This window comes from Plantactinospora soyae (genome assembly GCF_014874095.1).
GTDB lineage: Bacteria > Actinomycetota > Actinomycetes > Mycobacteriales > Micromonosporaceae > Plantactinospora > Plantactinospora soyae.
The window spans coordinates 4157572-4177317 of record NZ_JADBEB010000001.1; the positions used below are offsets into that span (position 1 = coordinate 4157572).

Genomic DNA, 19746 nt, shown 5'->3' on the forward strand with positions numbered 1-19746 from the left:
GGATGGACGACGATCAGGAGGGCAGGCTGGCCGCGCCCCGGGGCAGGAAGCGGCGGCCGGTGACCCGTTCGGAGGTGCCGGTCCGGTCCAGGTACGGCGTGACGCCGCCGAGGTGGAACGGCCAGCCCGCGCCGAGCAGCATGCACAGGTCGATGTCCTGTGGCTCGGCCACCACGCCCTCGTCCAGCATCAGCCGGGTCTCCTGCGCGAGTGCGTCCAGCGCGCGTTGACGTACCTGCTCGGGGGTCAGCGGCGACGAACCCACCTGGAGCAGCCCGGCGACCTCGGGGTTGACGGCGCCGTCGACCACCAGCGGCTGGCCGGACTCGGCGATCCGCCGCAGGTTGTCACTGACCCCGAACCGGTCCGGGAAGGCGGCGTGCAGCGTTCCGCCGACGTGGTACGCCACCGCCGGCCCGACGAGTTGGAGCAGTGCCAGCGGACGCATCGGCAGGCCGAGCGGGTCGAGGGCGGCGTCGGCCACCTCCGGCGGGGTGCCCGCGTCCACGGCCGCGAAGATCTCGCCGAGGAAGCGGGTGAGCAGCCGGTTCACCACGAACGCCGGGGCGTCGGCGACCAGTACGCAGGACTTGCGCAGCGCCTTGCCGACCGCGAACGCGGTGGCCAGGGTCACCTCGTCGGTCCGCTCGCCCCGGACGATCTCCAGCAGCGGCAGTACGGCGACCGGGTTGAAGAAGTGGAATCCGACCACCCGCTCCGGGTGCTCCAGGTCGGCGGCCATCGCGCTGACCGACAGCGACGACGTGTTGGTGGCGAGTACCGCCTCCGGCGAGACGATCTTCTCCAGTTCCGCCCACACCTGCTTCTTCACGGCGAGGTCCTCGAAGACGGCCTCGATCACGAAGTCGGCGTCGGCGAAGGCGCTCTTGTCGACCGAGCCGCTGACCAGACCGCGCAGCGTGGCGGCCGTACCCTCGGAAAGCCGGCGCTTGCCGACCAGCTTGTCGATCTCGGCGTGCACGTAGCCGACGCCCTTGTCCACCCTGGACTGGTCGAGGTCGGTCAGCACCACCGGCACCTGGAGCCGGCGGGCGAAGAGCAGCGCGAGCTGCGAGGCCATCAGGCCGGCACCGACGATGCCGACCTTGGTCACCGGGCGGGCCAGCCCCTTGTCGGGTGCCCCGGCCGGCCGCTTGGCCCGGCGCTGCACCAGGTCGAAGGAGTACAGGCCGCTGCGCAGTTCCTCGCTGAAGATCAGCTCGGCCAGCGCGTCGACCTCGGCGACCATTCCGGCGGGCAGGTTGTCCGGGGCGTCGCCCGGGGTACGCCGGGCCGGCGCCTCCCGGGCCAGCTCCAGCAGTTCCAGCGCCTTGTACGCGGCCGGGACCGCGCCGTGCAACCGCTCGTCCAGCATCTGCCGGGCGAAGTAGAGCACGCCGTCCCACATCTCCCGGTCGACCTCCGGCCGGGTCACCTCGATCGTCCCGCCGACCACCCCGGCCGCCCACTCCAGCGAGCGCTCCAGGAAGTCGGCCGGCTCGAAGAGCACGTCGGCGAGGCCCAGCTCGGCGGCCTGCTTCGGCCTGAGCATCTTGTTCTGCATCAACGGGTTCTGGATGACCACCTGCGCGGCACCGGCGATCCCGATCAGGTTCGGCAGCAGTTGGGTGCCGCCCCAGCCGGGCACCAACCCGAGGGAGACCTCGGGCAGCGCCAGCGCCGCCGCGCCGCCGGAGAGCGTCCGGTAGTGGCAGTGCAGGGCCAGTTCCAGGCCGCCGCCCATGGCGGCGCCGTTGACGAAGGCGAACGTCGGCACGGTGCTGTCGCGCAGCCGGGCGAAGACCCGGTGCCCGAGCAGGCCGATCTCGCGGGCCTGGGCCCGGTCGGCGAGCAGCGGCAGGCCGGTCAGGTCGGCGCCGACACAGAAGATGTACGGCTTGCCGGTCACCGCGACGAACGCCGGATCGGCGGCCAGTGCCTCGGTGACGGCGTTGTCCAGGCTGGACAGTCCCGCCGGCCCGAAGGTGTTCGGCTTCGTGTGGTCGAAGCCGTTGTCCAGTGTGATCAGTGCGGCCGGCCGGTCCAGCCCGGGTACGTTCACCAGTCGCAGCAGCGACCGGGTGATCACCTCGTTCGGGTTACGCGGAACCGTCATTTCTGCACCGACCTCCGATCGCACCGCGGGGCTCGCAACACCGGCTCACTCCTCGTGCTCACCTGTCACCGTCCCAGTTGGGGTTCTCCCAGATGACCGTGCCGCCCATGCCGATCCCGATGCACATCGCCGTGACGCCGTACCGCACCTCGGGGTGCTCGGCGAACTGCCGGGAGAGCTGGGTCATCAGCCGTACCCCGGAGGAGGCGAGCGGGTGGCCGATGGCGATCGCGCCGCCCCACTGGTTGACCCGGGGGTCGTCGTCGGCGATGCCGAAGTGGTCGAGGAAGGCCAGCACCTGCACCGCGAACGCCTCGTTCAGCTCGAACAGGCCGATGTCCCCGATGGAGAGTCCGGCGATCCGCAGCGCCTTCTCGGTCGACGGGATCGGGCCGTAGCCCATCACCTCGGGCTCGACCCCGACGAAGCCGTACGACACCAGCCGCATCCCCACCGGCAGCCCCAGTTCCCGGGCCACCTCCTCGGCGGCGAGCAGGCTGGCGGTGGCGCCGTCGTTGAGCCCCGCCGCGTTGCCGGCGGTGACCCGCCCGTGTGGCCGGAACGGGGTCTTCAGGGTGGCGAGTTTCTCCAGCGACGTCTCTCGGGGAGCCTCGTCGACGCTGGCCAGCCCCCAGCCGGTCTCCGGGTCGCGTACCGCCACCGGCACCAGGTCGTCCTGGAGCTTGCCGTTGGCGTACGCCTTGGCGGTCTTGAGCTGCGAGGCGAGCGCGAACGCGTCGGCCCGGTCCTTGGTGATGTGCGGCACCCGGTCGTGCAGGTTCTCCGCCGTGGAGCCCATCACCAGGGCGGACGGGTCGACCAGCTTCTCGGCCAGGATCCTCGGGTTCGGGTCGACGCCCTCGCCCATCGGGTGCCGGCCCATGTGCTCGACCCCGCCGGCGATCGCCACGTCGTAGGCGCCCATGGCGATGCCGCCGGCCACGGTGGTGACCGCGGTCATCGCACCGGCACACATCCGGTCGATCGCGTACCCCGGCACGGTCTTCGGCAGGCCGGCCAGCAGCGCGGCGGTACGGCCGATGGTGAGTCCCTGGTCGCCGATCTGGGTGGTGGCCGCGATGGCCACCTCGTCGACCCGCTCCGGCGGCAGCTGCGGGTTACGGCGCAGCAGTTCGCGGATGCAGCGGATCACCAGATCGTCGGCGCGGGTGTGGGCGTACATCCCACCCGCCTTGCCGAACGGGGTGCGGACGCCGTCGACGAAGACGACCTCCCGGACTTCACGGGGCACTTGAGCCTCCTCTTCGACCAGAATCCGACCTTCGCGCCGACAGGCGGCACGACGGACCGGATGAAGGTCGCCGGCACACGGGCATGTACCTCGGATGCTACTAGCCGGTAACTACTGTCGTTTGCGCCCCCCGTGTGGCCCGGGCCACATATGGTCCGGCTGGATGACCGTAATCCCCGCTATCTGCCGTTAAACGGCCAGGAATACCGAAAAGCGGCTTAACCGGGGCGTGATCCGTCGCCGATGGTGGCCCGGACGCGGGCGGCGCGGGCGGAGGTACGGGGATGAAGGTCCTGGTCGCGGGGGGTGCGGGCTTCATCGGCAGCACCATCGCCTCGGCCTGCCTGGACGACGGCATCGAGCCGGTGATCCTGGACAACCTCTGCACCGGACGGGTCGAGTTCACCCGGGGCCGCACCTTCTACCGGGGCGACATCGCGGACGGACCACTGGTCGACCGGATCTTCGCCGAGCATCCCGAGATCAGTGCCGTGGTGCACGCGGCGGCGCTGATCGTGGTGCCGGAGTCGGTGGCCGAGCCGCTGCGCTACTACCGGGAGAACGTCGCCAAGTCCCTGGACTTCGTCGACCACGTGCTGCGCAACGGGACACACCGGTACGTCTTCAGCTCGTCGGCCTCGATCTACCGCACCGGCGACGACTTCTCCGTCGACGAGACGTCCCCGCTGGAGCCGACCAGCCCGTACGCCCGGACCAAGGCGTTGATGGAGATGGTGCTCGCCGACACCGCCGGGGCCACCCCGCTGCGGGTGCTGTCGCTGCGCTACTTCAACCCGATCGGCGCGGATCCCGAACTGCGTACCGGCCTCCAGGTGATCGAGCCCACCCACGCGCTGGGCAGGATGATCAGCGCCTGGGAGGACGACGAGGAGTTCCTGATCACCGGCACCGACTGGCCCACCCGGGACGGCTCCGGGATCCGTGACTACGTACACGTCTGGGATCTGGCGCGGGCGCACGTCCAGGCGCTGCGCCGGTTCGACGAGATCCTTCCGGTCGACGGCGACCGGTCGGTGGAGGTGGTCAACCTCGGCACCGGCGACGGCACCACCGTCCGGGAACTCGTCGCCGCCTTCGCCGAGGCCGTGGGGCCGCTGCGGATCCGGGAGGCGCCGGCCCGTCCGGGCGACGGCGCCGGCTCGTTCACCCGCAGCACCCGGTGCCGCACCCTGCTCGACTGGAAGCCCGAGTTCTCGGTAGCGGACGCGATCCGGCACTCGCTGGCCTGGGCCCGGGTCCGCGACCAGGTGCTCGGCACCCGGGCGGAGGTACCGGCCCCACCGGTGCCGGCACGCTGACCCCACCGGGGCCGGCACCGACCCGCTGGGGGAGCGACCCGCCGAGGTCCGGCGTGTCGAGGTCACCCGGCCGGTGGGATCCGGCCGGGTGACCATCGGGGACGTCAGGCCGGCTCGGCCAGCGCCACCGCGAGTTCCTCGGAGATCAGGCCGACCTGCCAGCTCCGGGCGCCGTACCCGCGCAGCGTCTCGGCGACCGTCCCCGGACTGATCTCCTCGGGCGGTATCCAGGCCAGCCGGCGTACCGAGTCGGGTGTGATCAAATTCTCCGGCGGCAGGGTGTGCCCGGCGGCGATCCGGGTGACCACCTCGCGACACCTTGCCAGCCGGGCCGCCGCCACCGGATCCCGCTCCGCCCACCGGTGCGGTGGCGGTGGGCCGTCGATCGTCGGGCTCACCGGCAACGCGTCGTCGGGCAGTTGCCGGGCGTCGGCCAACGCCTCCAGCCAGGTGCGGACCAGCCGGCGGACCGACCGCCCGCCGAAGCCGGGCAGCATCAGCAGGGTCCGCTCGTCCTTCGGATCCATCTCGGCCGCAGCGATGATCGCGGCGTCGGGCAGTACCCGGCCGGGCGCGGAGTCGCGGCGGGAGGCGATCTCGTCCCGGGCGTACCACAGCGACCGGACCCGGGCCTGGGCCCGAGCCCCCCGCACCCGGTGGATACCGGAGGTACGACGCCACGGGTCGGGACGCTGCCGCAGCGGCTGGGAACCCCAGGCCACCAGCGCGGCGAACTCCTCCGCCGCCCACTTCTCCTTGCCCTGCCGTTCCAGTTCGACCGCCAGCGCGTCCCGCAGGTCCGTGAGCATCTCCACGTCGAGCGCGGCGTAGGTCAGCCAGGACTCCGGCAGCGGCCGGCTGGACCAGTCGGCGGCGGAATGGTGCTTTTCCAGGGTGAAGCCGAGTAGCGCTTCGGTCAGCGCGGCCAGACCGACCCGTTCGAAGCCGGCCAGCCGGGCGGCCAGTTCGGTGTCGAAGAGCCGGCGTGGGCGTAGACCGAGATCGGCCAGGCAGGCGAGGTCCTGACTGGCGGCATGGAGTACCCATTCGGCGTCGGCTATCGCCTCGTCGAGGGTACGGAGATCGCCCAGGGGCAGCGGGTCGATGAGTACGGTGCCCGCCCCGGCTCGCCGGAGCTGGACCAGGTAGGCGCGTTGGCTGTAGCGATAGCCGGAGGCGCGTTCGGCGTCAACGGCGACCGGGCCGGTGCCCCCGGCAAATCGGGACACGAGCTCGGCCAGGCCGGCAGGTGTCTCGATCGGGGCCGGGGTGCCGTCACGAGGGGCGAGAAGCGGTACGGGCCCGCCGGGCGTTGGGTCGGGCCCCACGGTCTCGGGTTCCGACGCGGGCGCCGGAAGGCTGTGCGGCTCGTCCCCTGCTCGGCGTTGCGCGGCCCGACGGCGCAGGGGTGGTTCGTCGGTCACCTGACAACCCTAGTCTTAGCCCCGATCGCCCCGACGCAGCCGGTCCGGCGAGTCGGGTCCGGTGCGACGGCTGGGGCTGTTGGCGCGATTGGGATTCCGGCCCGGCGCAGCGCGGAAGCGGCCGGTCGTACCGGAATGCCGACCGGTCAGGCGGCTCCGGCCGGACGGGACCGGGGCAGTGCGGTGACTCCGGGCGGCGGCAGGCCGGCGGTGGAGGCGAGCAGGGTGCACCAGGCCAGCAGGTGGGCCCGCAGGTCGTCGTCCGTCGGCGTCCAGGACGCGCGGATCTCGATGTCACCGGCGGCCGGCGGGCCGGCCAGGTCGCCGAACCGGGTCGACATGGTCTGCGTCACCGTGCCGCCGAGCGCCCGGTACGCCGCCTCCCGGGCCTGGAGCGCGTCGGTCAGCCAGGTCCAGCCGACGCCGGGCAGCAGCGGGTCGGCGGCGAGGTCGATCTCCAGCTCGGCGGTGACGTAGGTGACCAGGCGCAGGGTGCCCTGCCACGCCTCGTGTCCGGCGGGATCGTGCAGCAGGATCAGGCGTCCGGTGGCCACCTCCTCGCCGTCACGCGCAACGGTGGCGCTCAACGCGAAGGCGTACGGGGCGAGGCGCTGCGGGGCGCCCACCTCTTCGAGCAGGATCTCCTCGCGCGGCTCCGCCGAGCGCAACCCCGCCACCGCACGGGCGAAGGTCTCGGGTTGCACGATCGGGGACGCCATATCCGCAGCCTAAGCCGATCGTGTGCGTGGTGGTGGACCGCCGCGCCGGGCAGGTCCGGCCCTCGGGGCGCCGATGCCGGACCGACGGGCCCGGCAACGGCGGCCGGCGGTACGTCCAGCGCGGGCCGGGTACGCCACAAAACCCGGCGGTGCGCGTCACCGGCAGCGGGCCGCGTGGCACGATTGCGCCGATGAGCACCACGACTGCGGGCAACGCCGCCCGAGACGACAGACCGACCACGGGTGGGCCGGCGGATTCACCCTTCGTCCGGGCCTGCCGGCGCGAGCCGGTGCCGCACACCCCGGTCTGGTTCATGCGGCAGGCGGGCCGCTCGCTGCCGGAGTACCGCGAGGTCCGGGCCGGTATCGGCATGCTGGAGTCCTGTCGCCGGCCCGAGCTGGTCCGCGAGATCACCCTCCAGCCGGTGCGTCGGCACCACGTCGACGCGGCGATCCTGTTCAGCGACATCGTCGTACCGGTGGCCGCCGCCGGGGTGGACCTGGACATCGTTCCCGGCACCGGTCCGGTGGTGGCCGAGCCGGTCCGCAGCCTCGCCGACGTCGAGCGGATCCGGCCGATCGACCCCGCTGATGTGTCCTACGTGGACGAGGCGGTTCGGCTGCTGGTCGCCGAACTCGGGAACACTCCGCTGATCGGGTTCGCCGGGGCGCCGTTCACCCTGGCCAGCTATCTCGTCGAGGGCGGGCCGTCGCGCAACCACGTCCGGACCAAGGCGCTGATGCACGGCGCTCCCGACGTCTGGCACGCGCTGCTCGCCCGGCTGGCCGAGATCACCCTGGCCTTCCTCCGGGTGCAGATCGCCGCGGGCGTCTCGGCGGTGCAGCTCTTCGACTCCTGGGCCGGCGCGCTCTCCGAGGCCGACTACCGCCGGTTCGTGCTGCCGCACTCGACGGCGGTGCTGACCGGGCTGGCCGACGCCGGGGTGCCGCGCATCCACTTCGGGGTCGGCACCGCCGAACTGCTCGGCGCGATGTCCGAGGCCGGGGCGGACGTGGTCGGGGTGGACTGGCGTACCCCGCTGGACGCGGCGACGGTGCGGATCGGGCCGGACAAGGCGGTGCAGGGAAACCTGGACCCGTCGATCCTGTTCGCCCCCTGGCCGGTGGTCGAGGCCGAGGTGCGGCGGGTGCTCGCCGAGGGCGTCAACACGCCGGGACACATCTTCAACCTCGGGCACGGAGTGCTGCCGGAGACCGACCCCGAGGTGCTGACCCGGGTCGTCGCCCTGGTCCACGAGGTGTCCGCGAGCTGAGCGGGAAGGCGGGCACGCGTGAGCGAGGTGACGGCGTGAACGACACGACACGGGACGCTGGCCTGCGGATCGCCGTGGTCGGTGGCGGAATCACCGGGCTGGCCGCCGCCGTACGGCTGCGCGACCGGCTTCCGCCGGACACCACGATCACCGTGTACGAGCAGTCCGGCGACCTCGGCGGCAAACTCCGGACCGGTTCGTTGGCCGGTTCGACGGTCGAGTTCGGTGCCGAGGCATTCCTGGTCCGTGACCCGGCCGGCGGGAACTCCGCCGCGGTGGCGCTGGCCCGTCGGGTCGGTCTGGCCGACGAGCTGGTGAATCCGGCGACCGGGCGGGCGGCACTGGCGATCGGTGGCGAGCTACGGCCGATGCCCCCGGGCACCCTGGTCGGCGTACCCGGGAATCTGGAGTCGGTGGCGACGGTCGCCCGGCCGGCGGCGGAGCGGGACCGCGACGGCGGCGGCCCGTTGCTCGGTCCGGACGAGGATCCGACGGTCGGTGACCTGGTCCGGCGCCGGCTCGGCGACGAGGTGGTCGACCGGCTGGTCGACCCGATGCTCGGTGGGGTCTACGCCGGCCGGGCCGACGAGTTGTCGCTGGCGGCGACGATGCCCGGACTGGCCCGCGCGGCGCGGACCGAACCGACGCTGACCGGGGCGGTACGGGCGGCCCTGGCCGCGGCCCCGCGTCCCGCCGGTACGCCGGTCTTCGCGACCGTGCGGGGCGGGGTGAGCCGGCTGGTGGCCGCCGCCGCCGAGGCCAGCCGCGCCCAGATCAGACTGAACGCGGCGGTACGTGAACTCGCGCCCGTCCCGACCGGTTGGCGGCTGGTCATCGGCCCGACCCGCGACCCGGAACTGGTCGAGGTCGACGCGGTGGTGCTGGCCCTGCCGGCCCGTCCGGCCGCCCGGCTGCTGGCCGGGGTCGACGTCGCGATCGGCGCGCTGGTCGGCCGGCTCGACTACGCCAGCGTGGCGCTGGTCAGCCTGGCGCTGCCCGACGGCGCGCTGTCCGCCGCACCCGGTGGTGCCGGGCCGGCGGGCGCGGATCGCCTGGTGCCGGCGGAGCTGTCCGGTTTCCTGGTGCCGGCGACCGAGGGCACCCTGATCAAGGCGGCCACCTTCTTCACCAGCAAATGGGCGCACCTGCGCCGGCCGGACGGCACCGTACTGCTGCGTGCCTCGGTCGGCCGGTACGGCGAGGAACACCTGCTGCAACGCGCCGACGACGAGCTGATCTCGGCCGTACACCGGGATCTGGCCACGCTGCTCGGGCCCGACCTGCCCGAGCCGGTCGCCGCCCACGTGCAACGCTGGGGCGGCGCGCTGCCGCAGTACGCCCCCGGTCATCTGGACCGGGTGGGCGCGGCCCGGGCGGCGCTGCGGACCGCACATCCCCGCCTCGCGCTGGCCGGCGCCGGCTACGACGGGGTGGGCATCCCGATCTGCGTACGGTCCGGGGAGACCGCGGCGGAGGAGATCATCAAGGTGCTGGGAGTATCGAGGACATGAGTGCGGAGCAGACCGGCGGCTCGGAGCAGAGCAACGCGGCGCGGTTGCGTGAACTGAACGAGAGCGTCCGGTACACGATGTGGTCGGTGTTCCGGGCCGCCGGCCCGCTGCCGGAGGTACGCGACGGCGTCGCCGCCGAGGTGGACTCGCTGTTCGAGGAGCTCGCCGGCAAGGACGTGGTGGTGCGGGGCAGCTACGACGTCTCCGGGCTGCGCGCCGACGCGGATCTGATGATCTGGTGGCACTCGGCGTCGAGCGACGCGCTCCAGGACGCGTACGGGCGACTGCGGCGGACCGCCCTCGGCCGGAACCTCACCCCGGTCTGGTCCCAGATGGCGCTGCACCGGCCGGCCGAGTTCAACAAGAGCCACGTTCCGGCGTTCCTGGCCGGCGAGCCCGCCCGCGCCTACATCTGCGTCTACCCGTTCGTCCGCTCGTACGAGTGGTACCTGCTGCCCGACGCCGAGCGCCGGGAGATGCTGGCCGAGCACGGCAAGATGGCGCGCGGCTACCCCGACGTCCGGGCGAACACGGTGGCCTCGTTCGCACTCGGCGACTTCGAGTGGATGCTCGCCTTCGAGGCCGACGAACTGCACCGGATCGTCGACCTGATGCGCGACCTGCGGGCCTCCCGGGCCCGTCGGCACGTCCGCGAGGAGGTGCCGTTCTACACCGGTCGCCGTCGGAGCATCGGCGAACTGGTCAACGCGCTTCCGTAGCCGGTTCGCTGGGATACGGCCCGTGCTCAGCGCGCCGGGTCGCGGCGCATCGGGACGTGCGGGATGCCGTCCTCGACGTACTCCGGGCCGCTGGGGGTGAAGCCGTACCGGGCGTAGAAGTCGACCAGGTACGACTGGGCCTCCAGTACGCACTCCCGGTCTCCGACCACGGTCAGCGCCTCGGCCATCAGCCGCCCGGCGTGCCCACCGCCCCGGTCGGACCGACCCACCGCGACCCGGCCGATCCGCTCCACGCCGTCCGGGTCGGAGAGCAGTCGCAGGTACGCGATCGGCACTCCGTCCCGGGACAGCCACAGGTGCCGGGTGCCCGGCTCGACGTCCCGCCCGTCGAGTTCGGGGTAGGCGCACTCCTGCTCGACGACGAAGACGTCCACCCGGAGCTTCAGCAGGTCGTACAGGGTCCGGGCGTCGAGGTCGGCGAACCCGGCGACCCGGAACCCGATCCGCTCCGCGGGTTGCGCCGACGGCGGCTGGGTCTGCCTCTGATGCATCCCGCGATGCTAGTGCGACCGCGTCCGACCGGCGGCGGCGAGCCCTCGCTGACCGGCGCCACCGAGCGGTCGCCGACCGGGTCCGCCGACCGGGTCCGCCGGGCCGGGGGACCGGTGATCAGGCCGGTCGGGCTCCTACCGCGTCCCGGATCTCCGCCCCGCGCTCGCCCTCGACCACCCGGGCGCAGTGCGCACAGCAGAAGAACCGGCCGGACACCTCGACGCCGTGTCCGATGATCCGGACCCCACAGTGTTCGCAGACCGGGGCGAGCTTGTGGGCCGCGCACTCGAACGAGTCGAACGTGTGCACGTCACCGCTCATGGTCCGGACCTCGAACGCCAGCCAGTAGTCGTTGCCGCAGACCTCGCAGGTTGCCATGACAAACCCCCCGTTTCGGACATCTCCCCAGATCCTACGTGCCCAACGGGTCGAGGCGCATCGAGACCGAGTTGATGCAGTACCGGGCGTTCGTCGGGGTGTACCCCTCGCCGTCGAAGCGGTGCCCGAGGTGGGAGTCACAGTTGGCACACCGGACCTCGACCCGGACCATTCCCAGCGAGCGGTCCTCCACGTAGCGGATCGCGCCGGGCAGCGCCTGGTCGAAGCTCGGCCAGCCGCAGTGCGAGTCGAACTTCGTGTCGCTGGCGAAGAGTTCCACGCCGCAGGCCCGGCAGTGGTAGGTGCCGGGGGTCGTCGTCTCCACGTACTCCCCGGTCCACGCACGTTCCGTGCCGGCCTGGCGCAACACCCGGAACTCCTCCGGGCTCAGCCGCACCCGCCACTCTTCCTCGCTGGTCGCAAGCCCATGCTGCCCGTCGGTACGGGCACTGTTGTCGTCGACAGCCATACCTCTACGGTACGGCGCGGATCTTCGACCCGACCGGCAGCGGGTAATCACCGCTCGGGGCATCTGGTCGTTGACAGGACATGCGGGCGGCCACCAGGCCGGGCGGGAACAGTCGGAGGCGGCACCAGGGTCCGGTGCTGGCCGAGTTCCGGCTGACCTGGCGGCAGGCGCTGGTCCGGGGACTCCGCTGGGGTGGACTGGGCAGCGGAGTCGTGCTGGTGATCGCCACCGCCGTCCCCGGCGAGCGCGAACTGCCGGAACTGGTGTGGATCGCCGTTCTCGCCCCGCTGCCGCTCGGCGTGCTCTGTGGGGCCGCCACCCGGTTGCGGGTCTTCACCCGGCTGGACCAGCGGGGGATCGTCAGCCGGTCGTTCGGGCCGCGCGTCTTCGTACCCTGGCACCGGGTGGACGAGGTCCGGGCGGAACGCCGGGGCGGCCGTACCCTCGTCGAGGTCTATCTCATCGACGGTGCCACGCTGCGGCTCCGGGCGCCGTACGACGGCGGGCCGCTGGACGGCGATCCACGGTTCGAGCAGAAGCTCGTGCTGTTCGGCCAGCTCCGGGAGGCACACCTGTACGGCAAACCGCAGAACTGATCCTCATCGGGCGACCGATGTCGGACCGGTGGCATAGGGTCGCGGAATGGGTGCCAGCGCGAAGGCGAAGCCCGTCGAGGTCGAGGTGGCCGGACACACGGTACGGCTGAGCAGCCCGGACCGGGTCATCTTCCCGCGTCGGGGCTTCACCAAGAAGGACATGTTCGACTACTACCTCGCGGTCGGCGACGGGATCATGCGGGCCCTCGGCAACCGGCCGACGGCGTTGCAGCGCTTCCCCGAGGGCATCGAGGGGGAGATGTTCTACCAGAAGCGGGTGCCGGCCCGGGGCGTACCACCGTGGATCCAGACCGCGAAGATCCAGTTCCCGAGCGGCCGCAGCGCCGACGAACTCTGTCCGGCCGACCTGGCACACGTCGCCTGGGCCGCCCAGATGGGCACGGTGGTGTTCCACCCCTGGCCGGTCCGGGGCGCCGACGTGGACCGGCCGGACGAGCTGCGGATCGACCTCGATCCACAGCCCGGCACCGACTTCGGCGACGCGGTGGAGGCGGCCGGTGAGGTGCGCGGGCTGCTGGACGAGCTGGGCGCGATCGGCTACCCGAAGACCTCCGGCGGCCGGGGCGTACACATTTACCTGCGGATCGAGCCGCGCTGGACCTTCACCGAGGTACGCCGGGCCGTGATCGCCTTCGCCCGGGAGATCGAACGCCGCCGCCCGGAACTGGTCACCACGTCGTGGTGGAAGGAGCAGCGCGGCGAGAAGGTCTTCATCGACTACAACCAGATGGCCCGGGACCGGACCATCGCCTGCGCCTACTCGCTGCGGGCCAACCCCCGGGCGACCGCCTCCACCCCGGTCACCTGGGACGAACTGCCGGACGTGGAGCCGGACGACTTCGACCTGCGTACCGTGCCGGAGCGGCTGGCGAAGATCGGTGATCCGCACGCCGGCATCGACGACACCCCGTGGGACATCACACCGCTGCTGGAGTGGGCAGACCGCGACGACCACGGCGGCTCGGGAGACCTCCCCTACCCGCCCGACCACCCGAAGATGCCGGGCGAACCGAAGCGGGTCCAGCCGTCCAAGGACCGCGACCGCAAGGAGAGCTGACGGAAGCGGCCCCAGCGCGAGGTGCGCCGGTCAGGCGTCCACCGTCGACAGCCGGAGCCGCATGGCGGGGTCCGGCGTACGGACGAAGCCCAGCGAGCGGTAGAGCGGCTCGGCCGCCTCGGACGCCCGAAGGTCGACGGTGCGGATGCCCCGATCGCGGTACCAGTCGAGCAGCGCCGTCATGCAGCGCCGGGAATAGCCCCGCCGCCGGTGGTCCGGATCGGTGGCGACGTTGAAGACGTATCCGACCTCGCCGCCCGGGTTGCTCGGTCCGCCGAGCCGGTACTCGACCGTGCCGACCGCACAGGCTGCCAGGACGCCCGGCCGCTCCGACAGTTCGACGACGAAGGCGACCAGCGTCGGGTCGGTCTCGGACAGCCGGCTCCGGAGCGTTTCGGTCGTGGTCCGCCGCCACTCGTCGCCGATCGGCTCGCCCCCCGCGATGGCGCTCAGCAGCACCCCACGGAGCCGGACCAGTTCTGCGGTGTCTGTCGGGGTAGCCCTGCGTACCTCACCCATTTGCCAGAGGCTAGCCGCGCCGGCCTGCCCGGAGCCAACGGATTCCCGTTGGCTTCCGAGGCGTGTGCAGTCTCCCCGTACAGCCGGCGTCAGCGCGACGGTTTCGTACCCTCGTGGCTGGGCGGGAAGCCGGGCGAGACGCGATCCGTAAAGGCCTATCTCCTGCGGCGGCGCAGCGTCTCGCGCAGGAGCAGCACCCCGACCAGCGTGGGCAGCAGCGCGATCGCGCCGATCGCGTAGCCGATCCACTCCAGCCACGGCCGCGGCGCCACGTCGGCGCGGGCCAGCTCCCGGCGGCTACGGTCGTACCCCAGGTCACCGACGCGCACCGAGCTGCCGATGTCGGCGGAGTCGAACACCACGCTGATGGTCAAGCGCTCGACCCCGCCGCCGGACCAGGTGATCTCCGCCTCGCAGCTCTCCCAGTAACCGAAGCCACGGGTGGTGATCGGGCCATGCTTGACGCACGAACGGACCGTGGCCTGTCCCTCACGCTCGGCGTCGGCCATGTCCTCGGCGGACAGCCGGCCCAGGGTGACGGCCACCCCGAGCAGGCTGGCCGCCAGTACCAGCACCCCGACGAGGAACAGGAGCGACCGAAGGAAACCGCCATCCCGCCGTACGACCTGGGTGCCGAGGTCCCGCGCGTCGGCGTTCCGCTCGGCGGCCTTGCGATCCAGATCCGCCTCCTGCTCCCTGATCTCGGCGAGCCGCTTGGCGATCCGGTCATCCTGCGGTTCCACGGTGCCACCCCCGTCAGAGCGGAAGTTCGATGGGCTTCGGGGCCGGGTTGTCGCCACGCAGCGTATCGCCCGACTGTCCGGTGTTCTGCGCGGAGTTCGTCTGGCCCGCACTGCGCGCCGTGTTCTCGATCACCTGTCCGACCGTGCCGTGCACCGAGGTGTGGCCCTGGCCGATCGTGCTGACCGCCTGCCGGTAGCCGCTCCAACTGCGCGTGCTCTCACCGACGGACTGGAGGCGGAACGCCTCCAGACGCAGCGTGTTGCGGCTGGCCTGACCGATCTGCGCGAGAATGGCGTCGCACTGACGGGTGAGCACACCCATGCGCTTGATCGCCTCGAACAGGCGCTTGAGCAGATTGAGGATCTTGCTGCTGGTCTTGCCCACCAGGATGGCGATCTCGGCGGCGACCTTGGGGATCAGCACCACCGTGAGGGCCTGGAGCGCCTTGGAGATGCAGGCTCCGACGACCTCGGCCACGATGTCGCGGATGGTGTTGCGGATGATGCCGACCATGGCACCGACGATGGTGGTCGCCTTGCTCATGGCGTCGGCGACCGCGCCCAGGGCCTGCACCGACTCCGCGTGCGTACGGGCGCGCTGCCGGTACGCCGTGGCCGCCTGTGACGTCCACGCCGCGGTGCTCCGATTGACCTCATCGACGAAGAAGTCGGTGGCCTCGTAGATGCGCTGCTCGATGTTGTACCAGGTCTTGGCGTGCCCTTCGATGGCCTTCGGATCGCCGAGCAGCTTGTCCAGGGGCTCACGCAGGAAGCTGACGTGCTCCATCAGCCAACTGACACCGGCGGCGAACACGGCCTGTAGTGGATCCATGATCGCACCGATGGCGGACAGGCCGAATGCTACGGCGTTGCCCCCGGCACCCAGCCAGTCCCCGTTCTTGACGCTGTCCGCCACGCCACAGGCGGACTCGAAGATGCCGCCACCCTCGTAAATCTTGGTGGCACCCTCGGGGGCGATGACGGACGGGCGGCTCATAACGGCATCCGTACTCATCATCGACCCCCGAGTCGCTGCGCCGCCGCCTGGTCCGTGATATCGACGTTGTCAGCCAGCGTCCTCAGCAGGTCCGCCAGGTGCGCGGTCGCGTCCGCCCCATTCCGGATCTCCGTCAAAGCCGTGTCCTGCAACGGTTGGATTATCGGTAGAAACAGTGGGCTGCACAGTATGCCGTACACCTCGTCATGCATGTCGACGTATTGCGCTCCGGAGACGGCCTCCTGGCACATCGCGGCAGCCTCGTCCACCATCCGGGAGTGGCTGCGGACTTCCTCGGTGGACAGCTTGATGTCTGGCGCTGTCATCGCCGGTCATGCTCCTCTTCCTCGGGCTGTTCCGGAAATTGTCCTGTATAGACGTTGCCGATGAAGGAGGCCGTCTCCGAGTCCGAGCCGTAGAGACTGCTCACCACATCGACCATCTGCTGCGCCATCTTCGCCTGGGCGCGTCGGCTGGTGTCGAGAATGATCGAGGCGAGTTCGTCCGCGGACAGCCGCATCGCCCGTTCGGTGAGACGCAGCTCGGCCAAGCCCCCCGACGAGTCCACGGTCACCACTGCCTCGCCGCCTCTTGACTCGACCGACGCTCTGTTCTGCTCCATCCGCTGGCTCAGCTCGGTGGTGAGCATCGTCTGGTGCTCTACGCGGCGTTCCCAGTCAACGAGGAAGCCTTCCGGATCTTGCGGCACAACGTCCCCCTCCGTTGGCATCGACGCGGGGGAGTCTAGACAATGCGCGAGAGCCGTAGGGGGCCGCTCGTCCGAACAAGTACCTGACAAAGTTCAGCGGACCACAAAGGACAGAGGTCAGAGCGACAGTTTCATGCCCTCGTGGCTGGCCTGGAATCCGAGTGAGGCGTAGAAGCGGTGCGCGTCCGTACGCCGTTTGTCGGTGGTCAGCTGGACCAGCCCGTTGCCGCGCTCCCGTGCCTGGTCCACGGCCCAGGTGATCATCTGCCGGCCGATTCCGGCGCCGCGCAGGTCGGACCGGACCCGTACCGCCTCGATCTGGAGCCGTTCGGCGCCGCGTCGGCTCATCGACGGGATGAAGGTGAGCTGCATCGTGCCGACCAGTTCACCGTCGCGCTCGGCGACCACCAGTTCGTTGCGCGGATCGGCGTCGATCGCGTCGAACCCGGCCCAGTAGGCGGCGTCGATCTCCTCGCTGACCGGAGGTTCCGGGTACCGCGCGGCGCTGATCTCGTCGTCGTGCAGCATCGCCACGATCGCGGGTACGTCGGCCCGGCACGCCGTCCGGAGGATCAGGTCTGCCATGTCAACAGCCTGGCACACCGGCCCGGATGACTGCCCGACCCGGCGTGCCGTTTGCGCGTACGCTGCCGTCACACCGTGATGACGACCTTCGCGCGGGCGTGCTCCACCTCGAGGTACCGGATCGCCTCCGGGGCCTCGACCAACGGGTACGTCTGGTCGATGACCGGGACGACCTTGCCCGACTCGACGAGTTCCCGGAGTGCCGCCAGCTTCTCGCTGCTCCGGGGCACGTCGGTGAGGGTGAGCACCCGATGGCGGACGAAGCGGGACCGGAGCATCCCGCTGAGGGTGAGCCCCATCGGCCCGACCAGGCGGGGACGGCTGCCGGAGACGCCGCCGCCGGCGAGGATCAGCGTTCCGGTGGGGGTCAGCACCCGTCGGAACTCGGCCAACGAACGGTTCGCCACCAGGTCGAACAGGACGTCGTACCGCTGGCTGCTGCGGGTGAAGTCCTCCCGGGTGTAGTCGATGACGTGGTCGGCGCCGATCGACCGGACCAGATCCACGTTTCTGGTACTGCACACGGCGGTCACCTCCGCGCCGAACGCCCTGGCGATCTGGATGGCGAACGTTCCCACGCCGCCCGACGCGCCATTGATCAGCACCTGCTGCCCGGGTAGTACCCCTGCCGCGTCGCGGAGGCCGACCAGGGCTGTGGTCCCGGCCAGCGGGATCGCGGCAGCCTGCTCGAACGTCAGATTGGTCGGCTTGCGCTCCACCACGTCCTCCGAGGCGCAGACGTACTCGGCGAACGCGCCGTCGACGTCGCCGACGTCGCCGTACACCTCGTCGCCGGGCTGGAACCGGGTCACCCGGCTGCCGACCGCTGCCACCCGACCCGCGAAGTCGCTGCCCCGGATCTTCATCTTCGGCCCGCCGAATCCGAACACCGGCCGGAACATCAGCCGCGCCAGGTACGGGTCGCCCCGCATGATGTGCCAGTCCCGGGCGTTGACGGCAGCGGCGTGTACCCGGACCAACACCTCGTTGTCGGCCGGTACCGGCTGCTCGACGTCCCGTAGTTCCAAGAGATCGGATGAGCCGTACCGGTCCTGGAAGATCGCCTTCATGGTGTCTCCGTAAGTCGCGGGAGCCTGTCGGCCCGTGCCCTGAGATCAGGGTAGGAACGCCCGCGCCCCGCCGGATCGGCCCAAAGTACGCTCCGGAAGGTCAGCCCAAAGTACGAGGACCGAACCGTCCCCGGCCGTTCACCGGGCCGGGCAGCTCGTGCCCTCGCGTGGTTCCTGAAGATCGATCAGGTAGGCGTCGACGGCGTTGGTGATGCACCTCGTCTGGGGGTAGGCGGTGTGCCCCTCGCCCTGCCAGGTCAGCACTACCCCGACGTCGAGCATCTCGGCCAGCTTCGGCGTCTGCTCGTACGGGGTGGCCGGGTCGCCGGTGGTGCCGACGACCACGATCGGCGGCGCCCCGGTCGCCGGTCCGGTCGGGTACGGGTCGCGCTGCCCCGGCCAGAACTCACAGCTCAGCATCCCGGTCGCGAGCGGGGCGCCGAACAGCGGGTACTTCTTGCGCCAGTCCGACTGGAGGGTGCGGATCCGGTCGACGCCGACCTTCGTCTCCTCATCGGCGCAGTTGACCGCGAGGTTGGCGTCGAAGAGGTTGGTGTACTTGCCGTCGGCGTCCCGCTCGGCGTACGCGTCGGCCAGTTCGAAGGTGCCCTTCGGGTTGCCGTCGGCGAGGGTGTCGATGGCGGCGGCCAGCTTCTCCCAGCCCGCCTCGGTGTAGAGCGACGAGATCACCGCGTAGAAGATCCAGCCGGGGGTCGCCTCGCGGCCCTTCGCGTCGCGTACCGGCGAGACCCGGGCCTTCTCGATCGCCTCGGTCACCGCCGTGCGGGCGTCCGGCGCGATCGGGCAGCGGCCGGGCGTCCGCTCGCACCAGTCGGTGAAGTTGGTGAAGGCGCGCTCGAAGCCCTTGGCCTGGCTCTCCGAGCCGGCCACCATGTCCTGCTTCGGGTCGACCGCGCCGTCGAGCACGAACGCCCGGACGTTGCGCGGAAAGAGCTGCGCGTACGTCGCCCCGAGCAGCGTTCCGTAGGAGTAGCCGAGGTAGCTCAGCTTCTCGTCGCCGACCGCGGTCCGGATCGCGTCCATGTCCCGGGCCGCCTGCTCGGTGGAGAACAGGCGCAGCCGGTCGCCGTACTTCTCGCCGCAGCCTGCGCCGATCTTGCGGTTGAGCGCCACCAGCTCGTCGAAGTCGGCCTGGCTCTCCGGGTCGGGTTCGAAGCCGAAGGTGGCGTCCAGGTCGGCGTCCGGCACGCACTTCACCGGGGAGGACCGGGAGACCCCGCGCGGGTCGAAGCCGACGATGTCGAACCGCCGGGTCACGTCGTCGGGCAGCCCGCCGAAGGCCGCTCCGAACGACAGGTAGACCGCCGAGTCCACGCCCGAACCGCCCGGCCCGCCCGGGTTGACCAGCAGCGAGCCGATCCGGTCCTGCTGTTTGCTCGACCGGATCCGCAGCAGGGCGATCTCGACCTTGTCGCCGCCGCTTCCGCCGGCCGCGCCGCCCGCGTTCCAGTCCCCGGGTACGGAGATGGTGGCGCAGTCGTACCGCATGTTGGCCGCACCCCGCCCGACGAGCTTGCGCGGCACCTCCGGGCAGGGCTTCCAGTTCGGGCCGGCGCCGCTCGACGCCTTCGGACGGGTCCGGTCGCCCTCCCCGCCCCGGTCGAACACCGGAAGGCTGCACCCGGCGGCGAGCAGGACGACGGCGACGAAACCGACCAGGGGCAGTCGGCGAAGATGCGTGCGGGCCAAGAGAATCCTCCGTGATCTTCTCGATCGCCAGGCTACGCGGTCGGG

21 protein-coding genes are annotated in these 19746 nt (G+C 71.3%); 6 read left to right on the plus strand and 15 right to left on the minus strand.

Annotated features, from left to right (window positions below):
• Window positions 1-13: 13 nt before the first annotated feature.
• The gene (locus tag H4W31_RS18590; protein WP_192767815.1) at window positions 14-2116 is read right to left on the minus strand and encodes a 3-hydroxyacyl-CoA dehydrogenase NAD-binding domain-containing protein; all 2103 of its coding nucleotides are present in this window, start codon (window positions 2114-2116) and stop codon (window positions 14-16) included.
• Window positions 2117-2174: 58 nt separating this feature from the next.
• Complete coding sequence (locus tag H4W31_RS18595) at window positions 2175-3368, minus strand: thiolase family protein (RefSeq protein WP_192767816.1); 1194 nt, start codon at window positions 3366-3368, stop codon at window positions 2175-2177.
• A gap of 284 nt (window positions 3369-3652) precedes the next feature.
• On the opposite strand from H4W31_RS18595, the gene galE reads away from it, so the two are divergent.
• On the plus strand, window positions 3653-4687 hold the full coding sequence (gene galE, locus H4W31_RS18600) for a UDP-glucose 4-epimerase GalE (protein WP_192767817.1): 1035 nt from the start codon (window positions 3653-3655) through the stop codon (window positions 4685-4687).
• Window positions 4688-4791: 104 nt separating this feature from the next.
• On the opposite strand, the gene H4W31_RS18605 is transcribed toward galE, so the two are convergent.
• Both H4W31_RS18605 and H4W31_RS18610 read right to left on the minus strand, forming a co-directional pair.
• The gene (locus H4W31_RS18605; RefSeq protein WP_192767818.1) at window positions 4792-6111 is read right to left on the minus strand and encodes a ribonuclease D; all 1320 of its coding nucleotides are present in this window, start codon (window positions 6109-6111) and stop codon (window positions 4792-4794) included.
• A 146-nt stretch (window positions 6112-6257) separates the two neighbouring features.
• Window positions 6258-6830, minus strand: a complete 573-nt coding sequence (locus H4W31_RS18610; protein WP_192767819.1) for a DUF3000 domain-containing protein — start codon at window positions 6828-6830, stop codon at window positions 6258-6260.
• A 191-nt stretch (window positions 6831-7021) separates the two neighbouring features.
• Between H4W31_RS18610 and hemE the strand changes: the two genes are divergently transcribed.
• Genes hemE through hemQ form a run of 3 tightly spaced genes read left to right on the plus strand, consistent with a single transcriptional unit; the run spans window position 7022 to window position 10334 of the window.
• Complete coding sequence (gene hemE / locus H4W31_RS18615) at window positions 7022-8104, plus strand: uroporphyrinogen decarboxylase (RefSeq protein WP_192767820.1); 1083 nt, start codon at window positions 7022-7024, stop codon at window positions 8102-8104.
• 35 nt (window positions 8105-8139) lie between these two features.
• Window positions 8140-9615, plus strand: coding sequence for a protoporphyrinogen oxidase (hemG, locus tag H4W31_RS18620; RefSeq protein ID WP_318783261.1), 1476 nt, complete (start codon window positions 8140-8142; stop codon window positions 9613-9615).
• On the plus strand, window positions 9612-10334 hold the full coding sequence (gene hemQ / locus H4W31_RS18625) for a hydrogen peroxide-dependent heme synthase (RefSeq protein ID WP_192767821.1): 723 nt from the start codon (window positions 9612-9614) through the stop codon (window positions 10332-10334). Before hemG ends, hemQ begins: the two co-directional genes overlap by 4 nt.
• A 26-nt stretch (window positions 10335-10360) precedes the next feature.
• Here hemQ and H4W31_RS18630 read toward each other — a convergent pair whose 3' ends face one another.
• The 3 genes from H4W31_RS18630 to msrB form a co-directional block, all read right to left on the minus strand.
• Window positions 10361-10846 (minus strand): GNAT family N-acetyltransferase, encoded by a 486-nt coding sequence (locus H4W31_RS18630; RefSeq protein ID WP_192767822.1) that lies wholly within the window; start codon window positions 10844-10846, stop codon window positions 10361-10363.
• A 118-nt stretch (window positions 10847-10964) separates the two neighbouring features.
• On the minus strand, window positions 10965-11225 hold the full coding sequence (locus tag H4W31_RS18635) for a Prokaryotic metallothionein (RefSeq protein ID WP_192767823.1): 261 nt from the start codon (window positions 11223-11225) through the stop codon (window positions 10965-10967).
• Window positions 11226-11259: 34 nt separating this feature from the next.
• On the minus strand, window positions 11260-11694 hold the full coding sequence (gene msrB / locus H4W31_RS18640; protein WP_192767824.1) for a peptide-methionine (R)-S-oxide reductase MsrB: 435 nt from the start codon (window positions 11692-11694) through the stop codon (window positions 11260-11262).
• Window positions 11695-11828: 134 nt separating this feature from the next.
• Here msrB and H4W31_RS18645 point away from each other — a divergent pair, with 134 nt between their 5' ends.
• Window positions 11829-12290 carry a hypothetical protein gene (locus H4W31_RS18645; protein WP_192767825.1) on the plus strand — a complete coding sequence of 154 codons (462 nt, stop codon included), beginning with the start codon at window positions 11829-11831 and terminating at the stop codon, window positions 12288-12290.
• A gap of 46 nt (window positions 12291-12336) precedes the next feature.
• Entirely contained in the window at window positions 12337-13368 is a 1032-nt protein-coding gene (ligD, locus tag H4W31_RS18650; RefSeq protein WP_192767826.1) for a non-homologous end-joining DNA ligase, read from the plus strand.
• Window positions 13369-13398: 30 nt separating this feature from the next.
• On the opposite strand, the gene H4W31_RS18655 is transcribed toward ligD, so the two are convergent.
• The 8 genes from H4W31_RS18655 to H4W31_RS18690 form a co-directional block, all read right to left on the minus strand.
• Complete coding sequence (locus H4W31_RS18655; RefSeq protein ID WP_192767827.1) at window positions 13399-13887, minus strand: GNAT family N-acetyltransferase; 489 nt, start codon at window positions 13885-13887, stop codon at window positions 13399-13401.
• 155 nt (window positions 13888-14042) lie between these two features.
• A complete protein-coding gene (locus H4W31_RS18660) occupies window positions 14043-14630 on the minus strand; it encodes a DUF6346 domain-containing protein (RefSeq protein WP_192767828.1) in 588 nt (195 codons plus the stop codon).
• 13 nt (window positions 14631-14643) lie between these two features.
• Window positions 14644-15546, minus strand: a complete 903-nt coding sequence (locus H4W31_RS18665) for a hypothetical protein (RefSeq protein WP_192767829.1) — start codon at window positions 15544-15546, stop codon at window positions 14644-14646.
• Between the two features lie 98 nt (window positions 15547-15644).
• Entirely contained in the window at window positions 15645-15953 is a 309-nt protein-coding gene (locus H4W31_RS18670; protein ID WP_192767830.1) for a type VII secretion target, read from the minus strand.
• On the minus strand, window positions 15950-16357 hold the full coding sequence (locus tag H4W31_RS18675) for a YbaB/EbfC family nucleoid-associated protein (RefSeq protein ID WP_192767831.1): 408 nt from the start codon (window positions 16355-16357) through the stop codon (window positions 15950-15952). The genes H4W31_RS18670 and H4W31_RS18675 overlap by 4 nt, the downstream gene beginning before the upstream one ends.
• 96 nt (window positions 16358-16453) lie before the next feature.
• Window positions 16454-16921, minus strand: coding sequence for a GNAT family N-acetyltransferase (locus H4W31_RS18680; RefSeq protein ID WP_192767832.1), 468 nt, complete (start codon window positions 16919-16921; stop codon window positions 16454-16456).
• 68 nt (window positions 16922-16989) lie between these two features.
• The gene (locus tag H4W31_RS18685; protein ID WP_192767833.1) at window positions 16990-17991 is read right to left on the minus strand and encodes an NAD(P)-dependent alcohol dehydrogenase; all 1002 of its coding nucleotides are present in this window, start codon (window positions 17989-17991) and stop codon (window positions 16990-16992) included.
• A gap of 138 nt (window positions 17992-18129) precedes the next feature.
• On the minus strand, window positions 18130-19701 hold the full coding sequence (locus H4W31_RS18690) for an alpha/beta hydrolase (RefSeq protein WP_225945583.1): 1572 nt from the start codon (window positions 19699-19701) through the stop codon (window positions 18130-18132).
• Window positions 19702-19746: the final 45 nt, after the last annotated feature.

Coding starts and splice junctions, on each gene's coding strand:
- H4W31_RS18590 (WP_192767815.1), bottom strand. CDS start 2,116: ATGACGGTTCCGCGTAACCCGAACGAGGTGATCACCCGGTCGCTGCTG.
- galE (WP_192767817.1), top strand. CDS start 3,653: ATGAAGGTCCTGGTCGCGGGGGGTGCGGGCTTCATCGGCAGCACCATC.
- H4W31_RS18610 (WP_192767819.1), bottom strand. CDS start 6,830: ATGGCGTCCCCGATCGTGCAACCCGAGACCTTCGCCCGTGCGGTGGCG.
- hemE (WP_192767820.1), top strand. CDS start 7,022: ATGAGCACCACGACTGCGGGCAACGCCGCCCGAGACGACAGACCGACC.
- hemQ (WP_192767821.1), top strand. CDS start 9,612: ATGAGTGCGGAGCAGACCGGCGGCTCGGAGCAGAGCAACGCGGCGCGG.
- H4W31_RS18630 (WP_192767822.1), bottom strand. CDS start 10,846: ATGCATCAGAGGCAGACCCAGCCGCCGTCGGCGCAACCCGCGGAGCGG.
- H4W31_RS18635 (WP_192767823.1), bottom strand. CDS start 11,225: ATGGCAACCTGCGAGGTCTGCGGCAACGACTACTGGCTGGCGTTCGAG.
- msrB (WP_192767824.1), bottom strand. CDS start 11,694: ATGGCTGTCGACGACAACAGTGCCCGTACCGACGGGCAGCATGGGCTT.
- ligD (WP_192767826.1), top strand. CDS start 12,337: ATGGGTGCCAGCGCGAAGGCGAAGCCCGTCGAGGTCGAGGTGGCCGGA.
- H4W31_RS18655 (WP_192767827.1), bottom strand. CDS start 13,887: ATGGGTGAGGTACGCAGGGCTACCCCGACAGACACCGCAGAACTGGTC.
- H4W31_RS18670 (WP_192767830.1), bottom strand. CDS start 15,953: ATGACAGCGCCAGACATCAAGCTGTCCACCGAGGAAGTCCGCAGCCAC.
- H4W31_RS18675 (WP_192767831.1), bottom strand. CDS start 16,357: ATGCCAACGGAGGGGGACGTTGTGCCGCAAGATCCGGAAGGCTTCCTC.
- H4W31_RS18680 (WP_192767832.1), bottom strand. CDS start 16,921: ATGGCAGACCTGATCCTCCGGACGGCGTGCCGGGCCGACGTACCCGCG.
- H4W31_RS18685 (WP_192767833.1), bottom strand. CDS start 17,991: ATGAAGGCGATCTTCCAGGACCGGTACGGCTCATCCGATCTCTTGGAA.